This window comes from Erwinia rhapontici, from assembly GCF_020683125.1.
Lineage (GTDB): Bacteria > Pseudomonadota > Gammaproteobacteria > Enterobacterales > Enterobacteriaceae > Erwinia > Erwinia rhapontici.
The window spans coordinates 4104730-4125784 of the sequence record NZ_CP085627.1 but is presented as its reverse complement, the minus strand read 5'-3'; the positions used below and the strand labels follow the sequence as shown (position 1 = coordinate 4125784).

The following is a 21055-nucleotide window of genomic DNA, read 5'->3' as shown; positions in this document are numbered from 1 at the left end:
GGTTACTGGAAACTGTGTTGGGCAGCCGGATAGCTTCCGGCTTCCACTTCGGCCACATACTGACGCACTGCGGCGCGGATCTCTCCAGCCTCAGCGAGGAAGTTCTTGGCGAATTTGGGGATATGGCCGCCGGTGATGCCAAAGGCGTCGTGCATCACCAGGATCTGACCATCGGTAACGTTACCCGCACCAATGCCGATGGTTGGAATGGTCAGTGCTTCGGTAATACGCTGCGCCAGTGCAACCGGCACGCACTCCAGTACGACCAGCTGCATGCCTGCGGCTTCCAGCGCCAGCGCATCATCCAGCAGGCGTTCAGCATCGCTGCTGGAGCGCCCCTGGACTTTGTAGCCGCCGAAAATATTGACCGACTGGGGCGTCAGACCCAGATGCCCGCAAACGGGCACTGCGCGTTCAGTCAGCTGTTTCACCGTTTCTGCCAGCCATTTCCCGCCTTCCAGTTTGACCATATTGGCCCCGGCACGCATCAACTGCGCGGCGTTATCAAAAGTCTGTTGCGGTGTGGCGTAACTCATAAACGGCAGATCGGCGAGCAGCAGGGCATTGGCGCTGCCACGGCGCACTGCCTGAGTGTGATAGGCAATATCTGCAACCGTCACGGGCAGTGTGGAGTCATGGCCTTGTACGACCATGCCGAGCGAATCCCCGACCAGCATCACTTCAATGCCTTCATCGGCAAAGAGTTTGGCGAAACTGAAATCGTACGCGGTAATTGAGGCGAATTTACGCCCCTGTTGTTTCCACTGATGCAGGGTCGAGACAGTTGTCGGTTTCATCATTCCACCTAATAAAATCCAGTTGGGCAGTATCTTAAAGGAAGGGAAGAGGGATGTCAGCACTGTCGCGGGTGAGGCAGGTCAGCATGGTCGCGGGCGAGGCATGTCAGCACTGTCGCGGACGAGGCGTGCCTCGCCCCTACGGGTAAGGGAACAGACGTGCGATTTTCCCGTGGGGTGGGAACCGACGTGTGATTTTCCCGTAGAAGTGGGAACCGACGTGTGATTTTTCCGTTGGGTGGGAACAGACGTGCGATTTTCCCGTGGGGTGGGAACAGACGTGCGATTTTTCCGTTGGGGTGGGAACAGACGTGCGATTTTTCCGTAGGGGTCGGGCATGCCCGACCCTTATGCTTTACCAGCGCCGGATACTGCTGCTGTCGAGGGTGGCCAGAATATCCGCCAGCCGCGTGCCATCTGGCAGGCAAAGCTCTGGCGCTATCTCCAGTAACGGCAGCAGCATAAAGGCGCGGTTGTGCAGATCATAATGCGGCACTGTCAGGCGCGGCGTGTTCAGCGTCTGCTCACCAAACAGCATGATATCGAGATCGAGTGTACGCGGCCCCCAGCGGTGTGCCTTGCGTACGCGGCCCTGCTCCAGTTCAATACGCTGGGTATGGTTCAGCAGAGATTCAGCGTCAAGTCGGGTATCCAGCGCCACGGCGGCGTTGAGGAAATCAGGCTGATCCGGCGGACCGTAAGGTGGGGTGCGGTAGAGGGACGAGGTGGCAACCAACGTAGTATCGGGAATGGCCGCCAGCGCATTCAGTGCAGACTGCACCTGATGCAACGGGTCGGCCAGATTACTGCCCAGCGCCAGATAAACGCGGATCATGCGTCGTTATTATGATCGCGACGTGGGCTGCCCGGTACGCGTTTACGCGGACGGCGCGTACGACGGCGTGGCACCGGATCGTCGCCCAGGGTATTGAGCATGGTTTTCTGCTGCGGTGGCGCAGAAACCTGGAACTCGCTCCACCATGTGGTCAGTCGTTGCAGCTCGTGGTTATGTTCCACTTCAGCACGCAGTGCCAGCAGGTCGTAGGCGGCACGGAACTTAGGATGCTCCATCAGCTTCCACGCACGTTTGCCGTGACGGCGTGACAGGCGGAGTTGCAGCGTCCAGATGTCACGCACCAGCGTGGTAATACGTTTTGGGATCGCCAGCGAACGACAGGCTTCATCCAGCACATCATTCATCGACAGGGCGAAGGCATCGTAATAAGCGAGGCCGCTTTCCTGAGCAATTTTCTGTGCCGCTTCCAGCTGTGGGTACCAGAAGATGGCGGCAAAGAGGAACGCCGGGTTAACACGCATCTGGTTGTGGATGCGGCTGTCGGTGTTTTTCAGCACCTGAAGGATCATCCGCTCCATATTACTGTCACCTTGTTCGGTGAAGTAACGGGTGATGATCGGGAACAGCGGCTGGAACAACTGATGTTCCCGCAGTTTCAGATAGGTACTGTGGCCGTAGCCCGCCTGCAACAGTTTAAGGGTTTCTTCAAACAGACGCGCCGGGGGAATATCATTCAGCAGTGTCGCCAGACGCGGGATAGGTTCACCTGTCTCGGCCGCGATGCTCATATCCAGTTTGGCGGCAAAACGCACTACGCGCAGCATACGCACCGGGTCTTCACGGTAGCGGGTTTCCGGGTCGCCGATCATGCGGATAATGCCTTGCTGCAGATCGCTGAGCCCACCGACGTAATCACGCACGGAGAAGTCAGCCACGCTGTAATAGAGGCTGTTAATGGTCAGATCGCGGCGCTGGGCGTCATCTTCAATTGAACCAAAAATATTGTCGCGCAGCAGCATGCCGTTCTGGCCGCGCTGCGAGCTGTTGCGGTCATCGGCGACCTGTTGTTCGGCTTCGTGATGCCCACGGAAGGTAGCAACCTCGATAATTTCGGGGCCAAACATCACGTGTGCCAGACGAAAGCGACGGCCAACCAGGCGGCAGTTGCGGAACAGCTTGCGCATCTGGTCTGGCGTGGCGTTGGTGGTCACATCGAAGTCTTTCGGTTTTTTACCCAGCAACAAATCGCGCACGCCGCCGCCTACCAGGTAGGCTTCATATCCGGCTTTATTCAGGCGATACAGAACCTTGAGGGCATTTTCACTGATGTCCTTGCGCGAGATGTTATGGGCGTCACGTGGAATGACGGCCATCTGGCGCACTTCCTCGACCACGGCTGGCGCCACCTCATCACGACTGAGGACTTTCCGGCAAAAATTAGCAACTCGGGTAAAAATGGGACACCTCGATAGTGACATTGAAATCTGGTCAGTAAAAACAGCGGCTAATCATAGCTCAGAGTGAGCCGTTTGAGAATGCCGAAGTCGCGGTATGCGCCAGCCTGGCATCGTTAATGGGGATTTTTTCGCAATCCCAGCCATCAACGGCCTGCTGTAATAGTGTTGTTAGCGTTAAATCGCGCCAGCCAGCGGTGACGGTCTGGCCGAGAAAACGCAATGCGTCAACCAGTGCCGGACGCGAATCGCCTGCGGGCAATGCCGGGGCATGATTTTGCTTGGACAGTTTATTGCCGTCTTGATTAAGCACCAGCGGCAGATGTAAATGTGCGGGCGCAGTCCAGCCAGACTGTTGATACAACGTTATCTGGCGCACCGTGGGTTCAATCAGGTCTGCCCCGCGCACCACTTCAGTGATGCCCTGAAAATGGTCGTCGACCACCACCGCCAGATTGTAGGCAAAGAGCCCATCACGGCGATGAATAATAAAGTCTTCACGTGCCAGTGCAGGATCGGCCTCAACCCGCCCGCGCAGCCGATCGTTAAACGCCAGCACCGGATGGTCGACTTTTAAACGCAGCGCAGCCTGATGCGGGCCATGACCTAGCGTGCGGCAGTGGCCGTCATACAGTCCGCCTGTTTGCTGGATCCGGCTACGGGTACACGTGCAGTAATAGCAATGACCCTGCCGTTGCAGATCGTGGAGTGCTGCACGGTAAGCGTCATGGCGTTGCGACTGCCACAGCACATCGCCATCCCATTCCAGCCCATGATCTTCCAACTGCTTCAGGATACGCGTTGCGGCGCCGGGAATTTCGCGGGGAGGGTCGATATCTTCAATACGGACACGCCAGAGGCCACGTTGCGCACGTGCCTGTAGGTAACTGCCTAAAGCAGCAATCAGTGAGCCGAAATGCAGGTCGCCAGACGGGGAGGGGGCGAAGCGCCCAATATAAGATGATGACATCATGAATAAGAGAGGCAGTGAAGCGGCAGCGCAAACCGCTCCCTGCTTCACTGCACAATCAATGCGCCGTTAACCGGCCATTTGTTTTTCGCGGATTTCCGCCAGCGTTTTGCAGTCAATGCAAAGATCAGCCGTTGGACGTGCTTCAAGGCGACGAATACCGATTTCAACACCACAGGAATCACAGTAGCCAAAATCGTCATCCAGCACTTTCTTCAGCGTCTTCTCGATCTTTTTGATCAGCTTGCGCTCACGGTCACGGTTACGCAGTTCAAGACTAAACTCTTCTTCCTGAGTTGCGCGGTCAGCGGGGTCCGGGAAGTTAGCGGCTTCATCTTGCATATGCGAAACAGTGCGGTCCACTTCATCCCGAAGCTGGTTACGCCAGGCTTCAAGAATTTTCTTGAAGTGCTCCAGCTGGGCTTTGTTCATATACTCTTCGCCCGGCTTCTCCTGGTATGGTTCCACACCAGCAATGGCGAGAATACTCAGGGACGATGTTTTACGGTTTTGCCCTTCTTGCATGTTGTTTCTCCTGGATAACACGCACTACACCCTTTGTCTTTAAGCTGCAGGTGCGTTAGCAGCCACCCTGCAACCCGAATCTTCGGGTATCGATCCCACTAAGGGGAAAAAACAGGCCGCTATAAATAACAGAAGCGGTCAAGGTTAGCAATTATTCCTGAACATCTATTGACAAGCATGTGAGGAAAAGCGTATTTAGCGCGGCTCATCTTCCTCTCTCAATCCACAGCGATGTTGGCTTCTTCTTTTTCCCCCTGCACTTAACATGATGTAAGCATTGGGAGATTCTTTCGGTTGCCCTTTTTCTGCCGTTTGAAATCGGTTGGAAATGCAGATTTGCCGTATCAAAACAAATTGCGCTAAATTTTACAACTCTACCGTCAGGGGGCTGTGCAGGTTGATCCCTTCGGGTGATAACTGCGCCTTATAACAGAGCAGTTCAACGCCACTCTGTTGTGCCTGTGCCAATAGTTCCGCGTAGCGTACATCGATATGACGCGCCGGGGAAACGTCCTCAATCCCCGAATGCAGAACGGCGAAGAACAGTACCGCACGATGACCCGATTGCGCGATCTGCATGAGTTCGCGCAAATGCTTCTGGCCACGCTCGGTCACCGCATCCGGAAAATACCCTTTACCCTGCTGTAATAGCGTCACGGATTTGACTTCAATATAGCAGTTACTGCGATTATCCGCCTGTAACAGGAAGTCAATCCGGCTGTTTTCGCTGCCGTATTTCACTTCAGGTACGATTTTATCGTAACCGGATAACTCTGGAATCCGATCGGCGGCGAGGGCTTCACGTACCAGTCCATTAGCGCGCAGGGTATTAACACAAATCCAGTGCCCCTGCTGCGTGTGCGTCAGCTCCCAGCTGTGCGGATATTTCCGCGTCAGGCTGGCCGATGTCGAGTACCAGACCGTATCGCCCGGCGTGGCACATCCGGTCATCGCACCGGTATTGGCACAATGGATGGTCAGGGCCTCTCCTTCGGGCGTCACAATATCGGCCAGAAAGCGTTTATAACGTTTAACCAGTCGTGCTGACAGCAGTCCGGGCGTAAATTCCATAGGAATTCCTTATCGTAAATTGCCCGGCAGCAGCACGTCAGGCTGCGTAGCGTTGCGCAGAAATGTGACAGGCAGATGAATAGGGTGGATAGTTGCAAACACGCATTGCGTCCTGCGGTCAATCCCTCGCGGGCAATGCTACAATGCCCGCAAAAATTAGACCATGTTGTTCTGGAGCAAAACGTGAGTTCATTACCCGTCAGTGTCGTATTACCTGAGCTGTTGGCCGCCTTGCAGACATCACAGCAGGTATTGCTGGCTGCGCCCACCGGGGCCGGGAAATCCACCTGGCTGCCGCTGCAGATCCTGCAACAGGCCGGTTTTGACGGGCGTATTCTGCTGCTTGAACCCCGCAGGCTGGCGGCGCGAAATGTGGCGCAACGGCTGGCCGAACTGCTGGAGGAAGAGCCGGGTGCCACCGTGGGTTACCGCATGCGGGGTGAAAGCCGCAGCGGAAAACATACCCGCCTGGAAGTCGTGACGGAGGGGATACTGACGCGCATGCTGCAACAGGACCCGATGCTGGACGGTGTGTCGCTGGTGATCCTCGATGAGTTCCACGAACGCAGCCTGCAAGGCGATCTAGCGCTGGCGCTGCTGCTGGATGTGCAGGGCGGATTACGTGATGACCTTAAAGTGCTGATCATGTCTGCGACGCTGGACAATTCACGGCTGCGCGAAAGGTTACCCGAGGCACCGTTGATCAGCTCAGAAGGGCGATCATTTCCGGTGGAGCGCCGTTATCAGCCTTTGGCGGCCAACCTGCGTTTTGAAGAGGCGGTGGCGCGGCAGGCCAGCCAGTTATTGAATGAAGAGCCGGGTTCGATGCTGCTTTTTTTGCCCGGCGTGGCCGAAATTCAGCGCGTGCAAACGCAACTGGCCGAACGAGTCGCCAGCGACGTTGACCTCTGCCCGCTTTACGGCGCGCTGTCGCTGGCGGAACAGCGCCGGGCGATCCTGCCTTCCGCTGACGGGCGGCGTAAAGTGGTGCTGGCGACCAATATTGCGGAAACCAGCCTGACGATTGAAGGCATTCGCCTGGTGGTGGACAGCGCTCAGGAACGTAGCGCGCAGTTTGATCTGCGCAGCGGCGTGACCGGCCTGCAAACGCAGCGCGTCAGCCAGGCATCAATGACCCAGCGCGCCGGACGTGCCGGGCGTCTGGAGCCCGGCATCTGTCTGCATCTGATTGCCCGTGAACAGGCGGAGCGTGCCGCTGCCCATAGCGAACCGGAAATCCTCAACAGCGATCTGGCGGCGCTGTGGCTCGATCTGTTGCAGTGGGGCTGCCAGGAGGTCAGCCAACTGAAGTGGCTGGATGTGCCTCCGGCTGCAGGGATTGCGGCCGCCCGTCAGTTACTGCGCCAACTGGGCGCGACCGATGATGAAGGCCGGCTGACGTCGCGCGGGCGTAAAATGGCGACGCTGGGCAGTAAGCCGCGCTTTGCTGCACTGCTGATGGCGGCCGGGCAGGAGGCGAATGCGGTTGCCACCGCTGCGGAGCTGGTGGCGATGCTGGAGGAGCCGGTGCGCGGCAGCACGGATCTGCGTGACAGTTTTCATCGCCGCCTGCCACAGTGGCAGCGCCGCGCACGTCAGCTTCAGCAACGGTTAAACATCACCGGAGGACGGGCTGACGACGATCTTATTGCGCCGTTGCTGGCGGCGGCGTTTCCAGACCGGATTGCACGGCGGCGGGGTGTGGACGGGCGCTATCAGTTAGCGAACGGCAGCGGTGCTTCGCTCGATCGTGAAGACGGTTTAACTCGCCATGAATGGCTGATCGCCCCCGCCCTGTTGCAGGGAAACAGCCAGCCGGATGCACGTATGCTACAGGCGTTACCGCTGGATATTGAGCGTCTGGTCAGTCAGTGTCCTGAGCTGGTGCAGCAGCAGACTGAGGTTGAATGGGATGAAGAAAAAGGCACCCTGCGTGCCTGGCGGCGCGAACAGATCGGCCAGCTGGTATTGAAATCCCAGCCGCTGGCAAAACCCGAAGAGGGTGAGCTGCATACCGCGATGCTGCGCTGGGTGCGGGCGAAAGGGTTGTCGGTGCTCAACTGGACACCGCAGGCAGAACAGCTGCGCTTACGTCTGGTGTGTGCCGCGCAATGGTTACCGGAAGGGGACTGGCCCGATGCAGAGGAGCCTGCGTTGCTGGCATCGCTGGAACAATGGCTGCTGCCGGCAATGAGCGGTGTGCGTGATGGTAAAGGATTGCGACAGCTCGATGTGACCAGCGCGCTATCGCAGCTGCTGAGCTGGGCGCAGCGCCAGCAGCTGGACGCGGTACTGCCGACTCATTATGTCGTGCCCACCGGCAGCCGCTTACCTGTTCACTATCATCAGGATAAGCCCCCGGCGCTGGCGGTGCGTTTGCAGGAGATGTACGGCGAGGCGAAGAACCCAAGCGTGGCGAACGGACGCGTGCCGCTGGTACTGGAGCTGTTATCCCCGGCGCATCGGCCGTTGCAGATCACGCGGGACCTGGCAGCATTCTGGTCGGGTGCCTATCGGGAAGTGCAAAAAGAGATGAAAGGGCGTTATCCAAAGCATTTGTGGCCTGATGATCCCGCCAATACCCTCCCCACCAGCCGGGTGAAACGGTTTTCCCCGTCTGCAACCAAGAAGTAACTTTCTGCTGTCAGTGCGCCTGACGACAATCGCCCCGGCAACCTGCCAGGGCGATGATCCTTTGTGAAACCCGCAATAATCAGGTTCTGATCCTGAGCCGTGCTTCCAGTTTATCGGCCACTTTGGTGATTACCCAGGCGATCACCATATAGAACACCACCGCCACCAGGAACGCTTCCAGGTAGTAATAGTTCAGTGCCGCTGTCAGCTGTGCTTGCGCAAAGATATCCACCACTTCAATGGCGAAGGCCAGCGAGAGCGCCTTCATGATCACCATAAAGGAGTTTGCCAGATCCGGGATCGCGGCAATGATCGTCTGAGGAAACAGCACGCGGCGGAACAGCTGGCCGTTGGAGTAGCCCAGCGAACGCGCGGCGTCCGACTGCCCGGTATCAAAGGAGTTCAGCGCCCCTTTGATCACTTCGGCCTGGAAGGCGGCCACGCAGGCCGTGAGCGCCACGATAACGATTACCCAGTTCGGCATGGAATGGCCGTTATAGTCAACACCGACCAGCGATGCGCTGAAATGCAGTGCCGGAGGCAGGCCGTAGTAGGCAAGGAAAATCATCACCACCATCGGCACGCCTTTAAACACTACCTTATAACCGACAACCAGTTGCCGCAGCACCGGGATTTGTCGGTATTCGATCAGGGCAAACAGACCCCCTGTCAGCGTCGAGAAGATAAAAATCGTCACGGCCATCATCAACGTTAATGGCACAGCGTCCATAATGCTTAAAAAATCCGGCAGCAAGACATCTAAATCAAACATGGTTAATCACCTTCTTCAGTCAGATGCTCGCCGTGAGCTTAATTCTGGACGGGGCGGTTTTCGAGGTGTAGCGAGAGAACCGACGCTCGAAGACGCGCACAATCAGCCAGGAAATCAGGCACAGCAGGGAGTAAATCACCCCCAACACCAGATAGGTGCTGAACTGATACTGGTTGTAATCCCGCTCCATCACCAGGTGCGCGGTCGCCATGATATCGGCAGCCCCGATATACATCACCAGCGCCACATTGTGGATCATGTAGATCACCGCATTGCCGTAACCCGGTAACGCAATGTGCAATGCCTGTGGCCCGGCGACGCGGGTGAGTTTTTGCCAGAAGCTGTAACCCAGGCTGTCTGCGGCATCATGCTGGCCGCGTTCAACCGCCAGCCAGGCCGGGCGAATCACCTCTGACAGATAGCCGCCGTGATACAGACTCAGCCCAACCATTGACGCCAGCGTGGGCGTGACGAAATCTTTCATATCAAACAAGGCAACAAAAACAGGCAGGCCGTAGAACGCCACGAACAGCTGCAATACCACCGGCACGCTGCGGGCATAGGAGACGTAAAGGTCGGCCAGTTGGCTGAGCACCAGTACCCTGCGAACCCTGAAGGTTGTGGCAATCAGTGCCAGCACGAAGCCTGCGATGAGCGCTACAAACATAATCGCGAGCGTTAACGGCAAGGCCGAGAGTAGCTCTGGGATCATGACGGTAAGATCCATGGTGAAACACTCCTGCTAATAATGTCGGCATTGACCGTTGACCCGGCAACGCCGGGCCATCGTCAGAGTTACTTGATGTACTTCACCACGTCTTCGCCGAACCACTTCTGCGACAGTTTGTCGAGAGTGCCATCGGCTTTCAGCGTTTTCAGCACGCCATCAATATCATCTGACAGACGCTGGTTCTCTTCTGAGCGGTGGATCAGCACGTAGGTATTGTTGATTGACACCGGCTCACTGGCTTTGATATCGAGTTTCTGTGTTTCGATAACCGTCTGCTCACCCAGGTTTGAAGGCAGGATCAGGGCATCGTACTTACCACGCTGCACTTCTTTCAGACGGTCCGGGTAAGGAATACCGGCACTGGACGCTGAGATTTTCACCGCATCGTTCGGGTTCTCTTGCTGCCACTGAGTCACAAATTTATAGACGCCACCGCCGGCAGTGACCGGAACAATTTTCTTACCCACCAGATCCTTCATGGTGTTGATGTTGCTGTCCTTGCGGCTGTAGATTTTCATCATGCTGGCCCCCATCGGGGTGGCCGGGATCAGGAACTGCTTGCTGCGTGCCGGAGCGGTGTAGAAACCGCCGGTCGCCATATCGTATTTGCCGGTGGCCAGCCCGGTTTCCTGGGCAATATCCGCGGCCCCTTCCAGCTCGAAGCGATACTGCGGAAGTTTGGCGTTAATCGCTCTCAACAGATCGGGCTCGTAGCCCTGGGGTTCATGGCCGATGGCGCCCCAGGAGAGCGGCTTAGATTCTGCAGCGGTAGCCACTTTAATAATGCGTACAGGCGTCTGTGCAGAGGCGGAACCCATGCCGGATGCCGCGATGGCGACACCGGCAAGTAATGCCAGGGTCAGACGACGGAAAGGGGTAGTGTTTGCAGGCATTGTTATTATCCTTTTAGTTAGTAGAGCGTTGTTTCGGACTGGAGGAACTGCGCGAGTCGTGGATTTGACGGCGTGTCAAAAATCTCCGTTGGGCTACCTTCCGCCGCGACAACGCCCTGATCCATAAACACGATGCGGTTTGAGACATTTTTAGCAAATTGCATCTCATGGGTGACCAGCAGCGAAGTGATCCCCGATGAAGTCACCTCTTTGATCACTTTCAGTACTTCGCCGACCAGCTCCGGGTCCAGTGAGGAGGTCGGTTCATCGAAGAGGATCACATCTGGCCGCACGGCCAGCGCCCTGGCGATGCCGGTACGCTGAAGCTGCCCGCCGGAAAGCTGAGACGGATAGTGGTCGCGCTTGTCAGACAAACCGACGCGATCCAGCTCTTCAAGGGCAATTTTACGCGCTTCATCAGCAGACTTACGCTGTACGACAATCAGCGGATCCATCACGTTCTGAATGACCGTCATGTTTTTAAACACGTTAAACTGCTGGAATACCATGGCGGTACGCAAACGGATCGCCTGAACGGCGTTTTTGTCGACGGACTGATAATCCATGCGGATTTGATCGAACGTGATGCTGCCGGATGAAGGCTTTGCCAGATAGTTAATACAGCGCAGCAGCGTGGTTTTCCCGGTGCCGCTTGGGCCAATAATCGACAGCACATCACCGCGTTTCACCGAGAGGTTCACGCCTTTCAGAATTTCTGAGCTACCGTAGGCGAGCTTAATATTGTCAAGTTCAAGCATGTTGGTCAGTTTCCTGGCACAGGTGGCGTTAAGGTGCTTCAGTTTCCGCTATCGGCGTGGCCGAGAACGTGCATCAGGCGATTTGCCCAGCCGAAGATGGAGATGGCGTGGATCAGGTCGACGATGTCGACGTCATCCATGCCAACGGATTTCAGCAGGGCGATATCTTCCGCCGTCGCTTCCGAGGGCACGGCCGACAGACGACGGGCAAAGCGGTGGATCGCCGCATCGCGTGGGCCGAGCTGCTCGGGTTTATCGAAATAGAGTGCGCTGACCACGTCGTTGCTTTTGGTCAGGTTGGCATGGCGGCGCGCATGAACCACGGCGCAGAACTTGCAGCCATTCACCATTGACGCTCCAAGCGCACCCAGTTCGCGGTCGGCATGGGGCAAACCGCCGTCAACATACATAATGGCATTGAACAGCACGGTACGGGCTACGTAGCTCTCGGGGTCGTGCGCCAGCGTGCGCACATATTCCGAGACCTTCTTATTCGATGGCGTGACCTTCATCGCTTCAATCTGCTGTGGCGTGGCTTCAGACAGCTCGACCGGAGCGATATGCGGGTGCCAGGTCAGGGGCTTCAGGGTAACGGATGGGATCATAACAACCTCATCAGGCGCAAACCGCTGGCCACTTTGGTCTGGAAATTCACGAAGGCAATCAGTTCAGATAGCGCGACGATCTGCGGATTGTTGAAGCCCGCCCCGGCCAGCCGGGCGATATCATCGGCTTTGGCTTCACCCGGAGTCAGTGTGATCCGGTCAACATGGCGAGCGAGGGTCGCCAGCGGTTCGTCGCAGACGGATGCTCCACTGGCGAAAGCCAGCAGCGTGTCGTCAGGCGTCAACGCCGCCAGCTGTGCGCTGTATTCGGCTATCAGTGCTGTATCCGCATTCAATGTGGCGATGCGCAGGGCCACCGCATGGCGCCATGTCGCAGACAGACCCTGATCGTTTTCGGGGTGCAGCACCGAGAGACGGCACAGTTCGGCCCCCTGAACAAATTCTGGGCGAAAACGCCGGGTTGCGTACAGTGCATCCTCGGCGGCAAGGCCTGCCGCCTTGTCGATAGCATCAATCACAATGCGTTATCCTTTTGAAGTTGGGGAGTGGAATCAGTCCATTCATCTCCCTGGAGTTCTGGGATGTCATAAGCCATCAGGCTGGTGAAGTGTGCATCGACATCTTCAGCAAATAATGCAGCGGCAATGCCACGCACAAGACGTTCTGTCCCGGCGCTGACCGCCGGGATATCACCGGACACCTTCCCGTGCGTCAGCATGGCGGCATCGTTAAAGCAGTGAATATTCGCCAGCATCGGGCAGGCACCCGGTACACGCTCACGGAATTCAAACGTTGGCCCCAGGTCCGGTGACGCCAGCATGCCAGGGCGCGGTGCACCCATTTCCGGCGTGTAACGGCCATCCGACCAGGTGCGGATATGCGGCGCTATGGCAGCAAATTCCGGGCGGCCGTTAAAGTCATTGGAAAAGCCGGTAGCGGCGATCAGAAAATCGTAATGCAGCGGACCCTGAGTGGTGTCAATGCGTAGCGCGCCCGCGTTTTCTTCAACCGCCCTGATACCGCAATCGAGCAGGAAGCGGGCATTCGCATGGCGGGAGACGCGCAGGGTGGAGGAGCGCGGCGGCGGCGTCTGGGTGGTGTTGGTGTAGTCGACAAACTTCCATTTCCACGCGTCAGGCAGCAGATGCATACCGTGCACCACGCCCTGGCTGCCGATGCCGGTCATTTTGTTGATGCGTGGCATCTCTTTGCGGCGGATCAGCAGGTCAACGGAGCCGACACCGGACTCCAGTGCCGCAGCGGCATTGTCCATCGACGATGCACCCGCTCCGATCACCGCCAGACGCTTGCCCTTCAGCGCAGCGAAATCGATATCATCGGCAGAATGTGCCCAGAGTGCGTGGTCAACCCCTTGCAGGAAATCAGGAACGGCAAAGCCGCCCAGCCCTGAACGTCCCGTTGCCAGCACCAGATGTCGGGTATAGACCCGTCCCGTTTCTGCGCCCTCAAGATCGATAGCGATCAGATCGTCCGCTGCAGTGATACCGGTCATGCGCACATTGTTACGCACGGGCAGCGCCAGCACCTGGCGATACCAGACCAGATAATCCATCCACTGACCTTTCGGAATTTTATCCAGCGCTTCCCAGGCTTCTGCTCCCCACTGCGCCGTGAACCAGGCACGGAAGGTCAGTTGCGGCAGGCCGAGTGCCGGGCCGTGCAGCGTTTTGGGGGATCGCAGTGTTTCCATACGGGCAAAAGTCACCCACGGTCCTTCCAGGCCGGCAGGCGCGGCATCATAGGCAACGACATTGGTGATCCCGCTCAGGATCAGCTTTGCCGTGGTGGCCAGGCCGCACATACCGCCACCAATCACCACCACGTCACGCACAGCGGCACCATGGTAAACACGCGTGGGAACCCAAGGCCTGGCGGGCAGTTCCAGCAAAGACAAATCCTCAGCCAGGCGTTGCTGCAACGCGTCTAAACCGATTTTGTTTGCACCCTTTGCTGACATCATTAAGCCCCTTTTCGTCATCTCAATGCATATAATGGATTATATGAAAAACGCATTATGAATTAGCATGTATGCGTATTCTTAATACTAATTAATAATTAGCTTATTCAAAAATTGCACTTGATAATTATGGCTGTTGAAAAATAAAGGATTCCCGTATGCAGAACCTGGCTTCACTTAACGATCTTGACCTTCGCCAGTTACAGGCTTTCTCGGCGGTCATCTCGTCCGGCAGTGTGACGGCAGCCGCTAAAGTTCTGCAACGTTCGCAGCCGGCGGTGACGCGGCTGATCCAGGATCTGGAGAACACCCTCGGTTATCCGCTTTTTTTGCGTAACGGGCCACGTATCTACCCGACCGAGCAGGCACTGCGTCTGCATGAGTACGTTGAGACGGCGTTGACGTCACTGCAACAGATACGCCTGCGCGCCAATGAGATCTGGAAAGAAGAAAAAACCCCGCTGCTGATTGCCGCTACGCCATCAATGTCCTCCGGCCTGCTGCCCGTGGCACTGGCGCAGGTGAATCTGGATGATTCGGTGCAAATCCTGAGTGATTCCGCTGAACAAACGGCGCACGCCATTATTACCGGCCAGGCGGAGTTGGGGATCAGCAGCCTGCCGCTGGAGCATCAGGGGGCGCAGGTTCATTGGATTGGTCAGTCGCGCTGCGTCATGGCGCTGAGAGAAGATGACCCGTTGGCACAGAAAGAGCAGGTGCTGTTAACCGACTTAACGTCACGCAAGCTGATCACACCTTACAACCCGTATCGTCTGCGCAGGCGCTATGAACAGGTCTTGCGTAAAGCAAAGGTCAAACCGGCGGGTGTGATTGAAACGAACTCATCGGTGAATATTCTCTCCTGCATTCGCTCGGGATTAGGTGTGGCGATTATGGAGCCCGTCACCGCTTACGGTTTGCCCGTGGCAGGCGTAGTGATCAGAGAGCTGGATGTGGATATTCCTTATTACTTTGGTGTCACCACTCCGCAATCCAGGCCACCGCGCCCCAGCGTTCTGGCCTTGATCGATGCTTTGAAACAGGCTGCTGCCAGCCTGCTCCCGGAGTTTATCTGCCTTGATGCGAATGAACATGCGCGCGTGATGCAGTCCCTGCATCAGGAGAATTAAGGTTTTTTGTTGCAAAGGCACAATAGATGCTCACCAGTAATAAATGGTATTCTGTCGCGCTTGTGTGACTGCCAGAGGCTTTCAGAAGGTTCTGGTTCCGCAACTGTCGTCATACGACGAAAGTAGTCGGCCCGGCCGACGCCTGCTTCTGGAGAAATAAACAAGATGTCTGACGATCGCGAACCTATCGGGCGTAAAGGAAAACAGCCCCAGCCTGCGCGCAACAAAGCGGGGCGTGGTCGCCGCAGGGAAGAAGAATATGATGACTATGACGATCAGGATGATGAAGATCTGGATGAGGAAGAGGTAACTTCGATGCCACGTAAAGGAAAAGGGCGCGGGACGCGTAAGAAAAGAGGCTGGATAGGCTTATTGTTTAAGCTTTTCCTGATCTTCGCGGTGGTCATGGCCATTTATGGTTTCTACCTCGATTCACAGATCCGCAGCCGTATTGATGGCAAAGTCTGGCAGCTACCGGCCACGGTGTATGGCCGCATGGTCAGCCTTGAGCCAGGCATGTCGTACAGTAAAAAAGAGATGATCACGCTGCTGGAAGGCACACAGTATCGCGAAGTGACGCGCATGACGCGCCCCGGCGAATTTACCGTGCAGGCCAACAGCATTGAGATGATCCGTCGCCCGTTTGATTTCCCCGACAGCAAAGAGGGGCAGATCCGCGCACGTCTGAGCTTCAGTGGCGATCGGCTGAGCGATATTAAGAACCTCGACAATGGACGCAGCTTCGGCTTCTTCCGCCTCGACCCGCGTCTGATCACCATGTTGCAGTCGCCTAACGGCGAACAGCGCCTGTTTGTACCACGCGCCGGGTTCCCGGACCTGTTGGTGGATACGCTGGTGGCGACCGAAGACCGTCATTTCTATCAGCATGATGGCATCAGCCTCTATTCGATTGGCCGTGCTTTTGTCGCCAACATCACTGCCGGACGTGCAGTGCAGGGCGGAAGTACGCTGACCCAGCAGCTGGTGAAGAACTTGTTCCTCACCAACGAACGCTCGCTGTGGCGTAAAGCCAACGAAGCCTATATGGCGCTGATCATGGATGCGCGCTACAGCAAAGACCGCATTCTGGAGCTGTACCTCAATGAGGTGTATCTCGGCCAGGCAGGCAACGATCAGATCCGTGGCTTCCCGCTGGCCAGCCTGTATTACTTTGGCCGTCCCGTGGATGAGCTGAGCCTTGACCAGCAGGCACTGCTGGTGGGCATGGTGAAAGGCGCATCGCTGTATAACCCGTGGCGCAACCCGCAGTTGTCACTGGAGCGTCGTAACCTGGTGTTGCGCCTGTTGCAGCAGCAGAAGGTGATCGACCAGGAGCTTTACGACATGCTGAGTGCGCGTCCGCTGGGCGTGCAGCCGAAAGGCGGCGTGATCACCCCACAGCCAGCGTTTATGCAGATGGTGCGTAACGAGTTGCAGAGCAAACTCGGCGATAAGGTGAAGGATCTCTCCGGGGTGAAAATTTTCACCACGCTGGATTCGGTGTCGCAGGATGCTGCTGAGAAGTCAGTAGAAGAGGGGATCCCGGCGCTGCGTAAACAGCGTGGGGTCAACGATCTGGAAGCGGCGATGGTGGTGGTGGACCGCTTCAGCGGTGAAGTGCGCGCCATGGTCGGTGGTGCCGATCCACAGTTCGCGGGCTACAACCGTGCCTTGCAGGCGCGTCGTTCGATTGGTTCACTGGCAAAACCGGCGACCTATCTGACCGCGCTGAGCCAGCCGGATACCTACCGTCTGAATACCTGGCTCGCGGATAATCCGATTGCGCTGAAACAGCCTAACGGCCAGGTGTGGAAACCGCAGAACGACGACCGTCGTTACAGCGGCCAGGTGATGCTGGTGGATGCACTGACCAACTCCATGAACGTGCCGACGGTGAACCTGGGGATGACGCTCGGTCTGCCGCAGGTGGTGGATACCTGGACCAAGCTGGGTGTACCGAAAGATCAGCTGAATCCGGTGCCGGCGATGTTACTGGGTGCACTGAACCTGACACCGATTGAAGTGGCACAGGCTTTCCAGACTATCGCCAGCGGCGGCAGCCGTGCGCCGCTGTCGGCCGTACGTTCCGTGATTGCTGAAGATGGTAGCGTGCTGTATCAGAGCTTCCCGCAGGCCGAACGTGCCGTTCCGGCGCAGGGGGCTTACCTGACGCTCTACAGCATGCAGCAGGTGGTGGATCACGGTACGGCGCGTGCGCTTGGGGCTAAGTATCCGAAAGCGACGCTGGCAGGCAAAACCGGCACCACCAACAATCAGGTAGATACCTGGTTTGCCGGGATCGATGGCAAAGAAGTCGCCATCACCTGGGTGGGTCGTGATAACAACCAGCCGACCAAACTGTATGGTTCCAGCGGGGCGATGCAGCTGTATCGTCGTTATCTGGAAATGCAGGCGCCGATGCCGTTAACTCTCACGCCACCAGAAGATATTGCACTGATGAACGTCGATTCTGCCGGTAACTTTGTCTGCGGTAGTGCCAGCAGCAGCTGGCGTAGCCTGCCGGTCTGGACCACGGATGCTAACGCCCTGTGCCAGCAGCAACAGCAGCAGGTTCAGCAGCAGCAACAGATGTTGCAGCAGCAGAATCAACAGCAGAATCAGCAACAGAATCAGCAACAAGGGCAGCAACCGCAGAATCAGCAAAAGGATGGCGATGGTGTGGCTGGTTGGATCAAAGATATGTTTGGTCAGTAGCCTTCATTGTTATCTGAATGAAAAAGCCGGGAAACCGGCTTTTTTTTTGGCTTTTTTCCGCGCCAGGTCAATGCCCATGCCGCTTGTGTGGCAGATCATGTGGGGCGTTTTTCCTTGCAGAACTGACTTTGTTTCGCATATTATCCGAGCGTTATAATAATAATTATCGTTTCGTTTCACATTCAACAATCCTTGTTCAGAGAAAAGCTAAATGGCCAATGTGCGCGATTTATCCACTGATTTTACACACCTGAAAACAGCAAAACGACAACTGGCGGCGCTGGTCGCTCTCTCACTCACCAGTGGTGCAGCCTTTGCTGCCGCTGAGCAGACGATTAATGTCACGGCGGATGCTGGCAGTGCGCCGCAGGAAAGTGCCTGGGGCCCGGCCCCGACCATTGCGGCAAAACACAGCGCCACCGGCACCAAAACCGATACACCGATTGAGAAGAATCCGCAGTCTGTGTCTGTTATCACCAGCCAGGAAATGCAAACACATCAGCCTTTGTCAGTAAAAGGAGCGCTGGGTTATACCACCGGAGTGATGGTAGGTAACCGCGGTGCGTCAAACGTGATTGATGCATTATCCATTCGTGGTTTTAGTGAAACGAATACCAATCAGTATCTCAATGGCCTGAAATTACAGGGTGATAACTACTCCGAATTTGCTGTTGACCCTTATTTCCTGGAACGCGTTGAACTGATGCGCGGGCCAGCGTCTGTGCTGTATGGAAAAAGTAACCCGGGTGGCATTGTATCGATGGTGAGCAAGCGCCCAACCACCGAAACTCTGCGTGAAGTCCAGTTCCAGATGGGGACCGATAACCTGTTTTCTACCGGCTTTGATTTCGGAGGCGCTCTGGATGACAACGGCGAGTTCTCTTACCGCTTAACGGGTCTGGCACGCAGCGCAGATGCGCAGCAGCAGATGAATAAAGAGAAGCGTTATACCATCGCGCCATCTTTCAGCTGGCAACCGGATGAGAATACCCATTTCACCTTCCTGAGCTACTTCCAGAATGAACCGGAAACCGGTTATTACGGCTGGTTACCGCGTGAAGGCACGGTCGTGCCCATTACGGATGCCAACGGCAATCAGCACAAGCTACCAACCGATTTTGATGAGGGTGAAGACAGCAATAAAATCTCCCGCAACACCAAAATGATCGGTTACAGCTTCGATCATGCGTTCAATGATACCTGGACCGTACGTCAGAACCTGCGTTATGCGCAGATGCGTACCAATTACTTGAGCATTTATGGCAATGGCCTGAATACCGCTAACAACACTATCGATCGCGGTTACGCGCACTCACAGGAAAAGCTGAATCAGTTTGCGGTTGATACCCAGGCCCAGGCGAAGTTTGCTACTGGTCAGGTGGATCACACTCTGCTGATGGGCGTGGATTATCAGCGTTCACGCAATGATATTGATGCGATTTTTGGCGCCGCCGCTCCGCTGGATGCGTTGAATCCCGTGTACGGGAACGATCAGCCAACCGCGCTTTATAATCCTTATCAATATCTGAATAAGCAGGAACAAACCGGTCTGTATGCGCAGGACCAAATGGAGTGGGATCGTTGGGTGCTGACGCTGGGCGGACGCTATGACTACCTGACCATGTCGGCGTTTGACCGTAATGCCAGTGAAAACAAAACCCACGACCAGGCCTTTACCTGGCGCGGCGGGGTGAACTATGTCTTCGATAACGGTATTGCACCTTACTTTAGTTACAGCGAATCATTTATTCCTAATACTGGCACTACTCTCGGTGGGGAAACCTTCACACCTTCCCGTGCCAAGCAGTATGAAGCAGGCGTGAAATACGTTCCGAAAGATCGTCCTATTGTTCTGACCGGGGCGATTTACCAGTTGACCAAAAATAACAACCTGATGGGTGACCCGACTGCGCCACTGTTTAGCGTACAGGGCGGGGAGATTCGTTCCCGTGGGTTCGAGTTTGAAGCCAAAGCCGCCGTCAATGCCAACATCAACGTGACTGCGTCATACAGCTATACCGATGCTGAATATACAGAAGACAATTACCTGCGTGGAAAAACGCCAGTGCAGGTGCCTAAACATATGGCATCACTGTGGGGCGACTACACATTCAATGAAAGTGCCTTATCCGGCCTGACGCTGGGCACGGGCTTGCGCTACGTGGGTGAGAGTAAAGGTCTGTACCGTCCTCAGGCGAGTAATGGCGATAATCAGGATCAGAATTTTGATGTTGCCGGTTATACGCTTGTTGATGCCGTCGTGAAATACGATCTGGCACGCTTTGGTCTTCCGGGATCATCGGTCGGTATTAACGTTAACAACCTGTTTGACCGTGAGTATGTTGCCAGCTGTTATCGTGAACATGCCTGCTACTGGGGCGCAGAGCGTCAGATTGTCGGTACTGCCACCTTCCGTTTCTAAATATCTATCCGGGCGCGGTTCGCCGCGTCCGCCAATCAGAAGATCACCATGCAACAACAGCACACGTCAGAAACGACCTTCACCCTGGACCGTGTCAGTTTTAGCGTTCCAGGCCGTACCCTGTTACAACCGTTGTCGCTGGCCTTTCCCGCCGGAAAAGTCTGTGGGCTGATCGGCCATAACGGTTCAGGAAAATCCACACTGCTGAAAATGCTCGGCCGCCATCACGCGGCATCGGCCGGGCAGGTGCTGCTGAATGAGCAGCCGGTGGCCAGCTGGCAGAGTAAAGCCTTTGCCCGTGAAGTCGCCTATTTGCCTCAGCAACTGCCTGCGGCGGAAGGGATGACAGTACGTGAACTGGTCGCCATTGGCCGCTATCCGTGGCACGGTGCGCTGGGGCGTTACGGTGTGGAAGATCGCGAACGTGTTGATGAAGCCATTGCACTTGTCGGGTTGAAGCCTTTTGCCCATCGCCTGGTGGACAGTCTGTCCGGCGGTGAGCGTCAGCGTGCATGGATTGCCATGCTGGTTGCGCAGAACAGCCGTTGCCTGCTGTTGGATGAACCCACTTCCGCGTTGGATATCGCCCACCAGGTCGATGTGCTGGCGCTGATCCAGCGTCTCAGCCGTGAACGTGGCCTGACGGTGATTGCGGTACTGCACGATATCAATATGGCTGCGCGTTATTGCGACCACCTGGTGGCGCTGCGCGGTGGCGAAATGATTGCTCAGGGCGAGCCTGCTGAGATTATGAACGGGGATGTGCTGGAACAGATTTATGGCATTCCTATGGGAATTTTACCGCACCCACAAGGTGGCGCGCCGGTAAGCTTTGTTTACTAAG

The 21055-nt window shown here is 56.3% G+C and carries 18 protein-coding genes; 5 read left to right on the top strand and 13 right to left on the bottom strand.

Features of this window, described 5'->3' with window-relative positions; translation table 11 throughout:
* Positions 1–2: 2 nt before the first annotated feature.
* The 6 genes from panB to sfsA form a co-directional block, all read right to left on the bottom strand.
* Entirely contained in the window at positions 3–797 is a 795-nt protein-coding gene (gene panB / locus LJN55_RS19020; protein ID WP_171149219.1) for a 3-methyl-2-oxobutanoate hydroxymethyltransferase, read from the bottom strand.
* Positions 798–1152: 355 nt separating this feature from the next.
* Positions 1153–1632: a 2-amino-4-hydroxy-6-hydroxymethyldihydropteridine diphosphokinase gene (gene folK / locus LJN55_RS19015; RefSeq protein WP_227535043.1), complete on the bottom strand. Its 480-nt coding sequence runs from the start codon at positions 1630–1632 to the stop codon at positions 1153–1155.
* Positions 1629–3050, bottom strand: a complete 1422-nt coding sequence (gene pcnB, locus LJN55_RS19010; RefSeq protein ID WP_227536414.1) for a polynucleotide adenylyltransferase PcnB — start codon at positions 3048–3050, stop codon at positions 1629–1631. Before pcnB ends, folK begins: the two co-directional genes overlap by 4 nt.
* 58 nt (positions 3051–3108) lie before the next feature.
* Entirely contained in the window at positions 3109–4017 is a 909-nt protein-coding gene (gene gluQRS / locus LJN55_RS19005) for a tRNA glutamyl-Q(34) synthetase GluQRS (protein WP_167863215.1), read from the bottom strand.
* Positions 4018–4086: 69 nt separating this feature from the next.
* The gene (dksA, locus tag LJN55_RS19000) at positions 4087–4542 is read right to left on the bottom strand and encodes an RNA polymerase-binding protein DksA (protein WP_133842225.1); all 456 of its coding nucleotides are present in this window, start codon (positions 4540–4542) and stop codon (positions 4087–4089) included.
* Between the two features lie 366 nt (positions 4543–4908).
* Positions 4909–5613, bottom strand: a complete 705-nt coding sequence (gene sfsA / locus LJN55_RS18995) for a DNA/RNA nuclease SfsA (RefSeq protein WP_133842224.1) — start codon at positions 5611–5613, stop codon at positions 4909–4911.
* A 183-nt stretch (positions 5614–5796) separates the two neighbouring features.
* On the opposite strand from sfsA, the gene hrpB reads away from it, so the two are divergent.
* A complete protein-coding gene (gene hrpB / locus LJN55_RS18990; RefSeq protein WP_227535042.1) occupies positions 5797–8247 on the top strand; it encodes an ATP-dependent helicase HrpB in 2451 nt (816 codons plus the stop codon).
* A 79-nt stretch (positions 8248–8326) separates the two neighbouring features.
* On the opposite strand, the gene LJN55_RS18985 is transcribed toward hrpB, so the two are convergent.
* The 7 genes from LJN55_RS18985 to LJN55_RS18955 all read right to left on the bottom strand — a co-directional run bounded on the left by LJN55_RS18985 (position 8327) and on the right by LJN55_RS18955 (position 13944).
* Positions 8327–9019, bottom strand: coding sequence for an amino acid ABC transporter permease (locus LJN55_RS18985; RefSeq protein WP_133842222.1), 693 nt, complete (start codon positions 9017–9019; stop codon positions 8327–8329).
* Positions 9020–9038: 19 nt separating this feature from the next.
* Entirely contained in the window at positions 9039–9746 is a 708-nt protein-coding gene (locus LJN55_RS18980) for an amino acid ABC transporter permease (protein ID WP_159336913.1), read from the bottom strand.
* A 68-nt stretch (positions 9747–9814) separates the two neighbouring features.
* Positions 9815–10642, bottom strand: coding sequence for a transporter substrate-binding domain-containing protein (locus tag LJN55_RS18975; RefSeq protein WP_227535041.1), 828 nt, complete (start codon positions 10640–10642; stop codon positions 9815–9817).
* Between the two features lie 17 nt (positions 10643–10659).
* The gene (locus LJN55_RS18970; RefSeq protein WP_133842219.1) at positions 10660–11400 is read right to left on the bottom strand and encodes an amino acid ABC transporter ATP-binding protein; all 741 of its coding nucleotides are present in this window, start codon (positions 11398–11400) and stop codon (positions 10660–10662) included.
* Between the two features lie 38 nt (positions 11401–11438).
* Positions 11439–12005, bottom strand: coding sequence for a peroxidase-related enzyme (locus LJN55_RS18965; RefSeq protein ID WP_167863203.1), 567 nt, complete (start codon positions 12003–12005; stop codon positions 11439–11441).
* On the bottom strand, positions 12002–12484 hold the full coding sequence (locus LJN55_RS18960; RefSeq protein WP_227535040.1) for a CMD domain-containing protein: 483 nt from the start codon (positions 12482–12484) through the stop codon (positions 12002–12004). The genes LJN55_RS18965 and LJN55_RS18960 overlap by 4 nt, the downstream gene beginning before the upstream one ends.
* Positions 12481–13944, bottom strand: a complete 1464-nt coding sequence (locus tag LJN55_RS18955; RefSeq protein ID WP_265106041.1) for an NAD(P)-binding domain-containing protein — start codon at positions 13942–13944, stop codon at positions 12481–12483. Before LJN55_RS18955 ends, LJN55_RS18960 begins: the two co-directional genes overlap by 4 nt.
* Positions 13945–14111: 167 nt before the next feature.
* On the opposite strand from LJN55_RS18955, the gene LJN55_RS18950 reads away from it, so the two are divergent.
* The 4 genes from LJN55_RS18950 (at position 14112) to fhuC (ending at position 21054) form a co-directional block, all read left to right on the top strand.
* Positions 14112–15074, top strand: coding sequence for a LysR family transcriptional regulator (locus LJN55_RS18950; RefSeq protein ID WP_227536413.1), 963 nt, complete (start codon positions 14112–14114; stop codon positions 15072–15074).
* Between the two features lie 165 nt (positions 15075–15239).
* Positions 15240–17789 (top strand): bifunctional glycosyl transferase/transpeptidase, encoded by a 2550-nt coding sequence (mrcB, locus tag LJN55_RS18945; protein WP_227535038.1) that lies wholly within the window; start codon positions 15240–15242, stop codon positions 17787–17789.
* Between the two features lie 211 nt (positions 17790–18000).
* A complete protein-coding gene (gene fhuA, locus LJN55_RS18940; protein WP_227535037.1) occupies positions 18001–20211 on the top strand; it encodes a ferrichrome porin FhuA in 2211 nt (736 codons plus the stop codon).
* A 48-nt stretch (positions 20212–20259) separates the two neighbouring features.
* Positions 20260–21054: a Fe3+-hydroxamate ABC transporter ATP-binding protein FhuC gene (gene fhuC / locus LJN55_RS18935; protein ID WP_133842212.1), complete on the top strand. Its 795-nt coding sequence runs from the start codon at positions 20260–20262 to the stop codon at positions 21052–21054.
* The last annotated feature ends 1 nt before the right edge of the window (position 21055 follow it).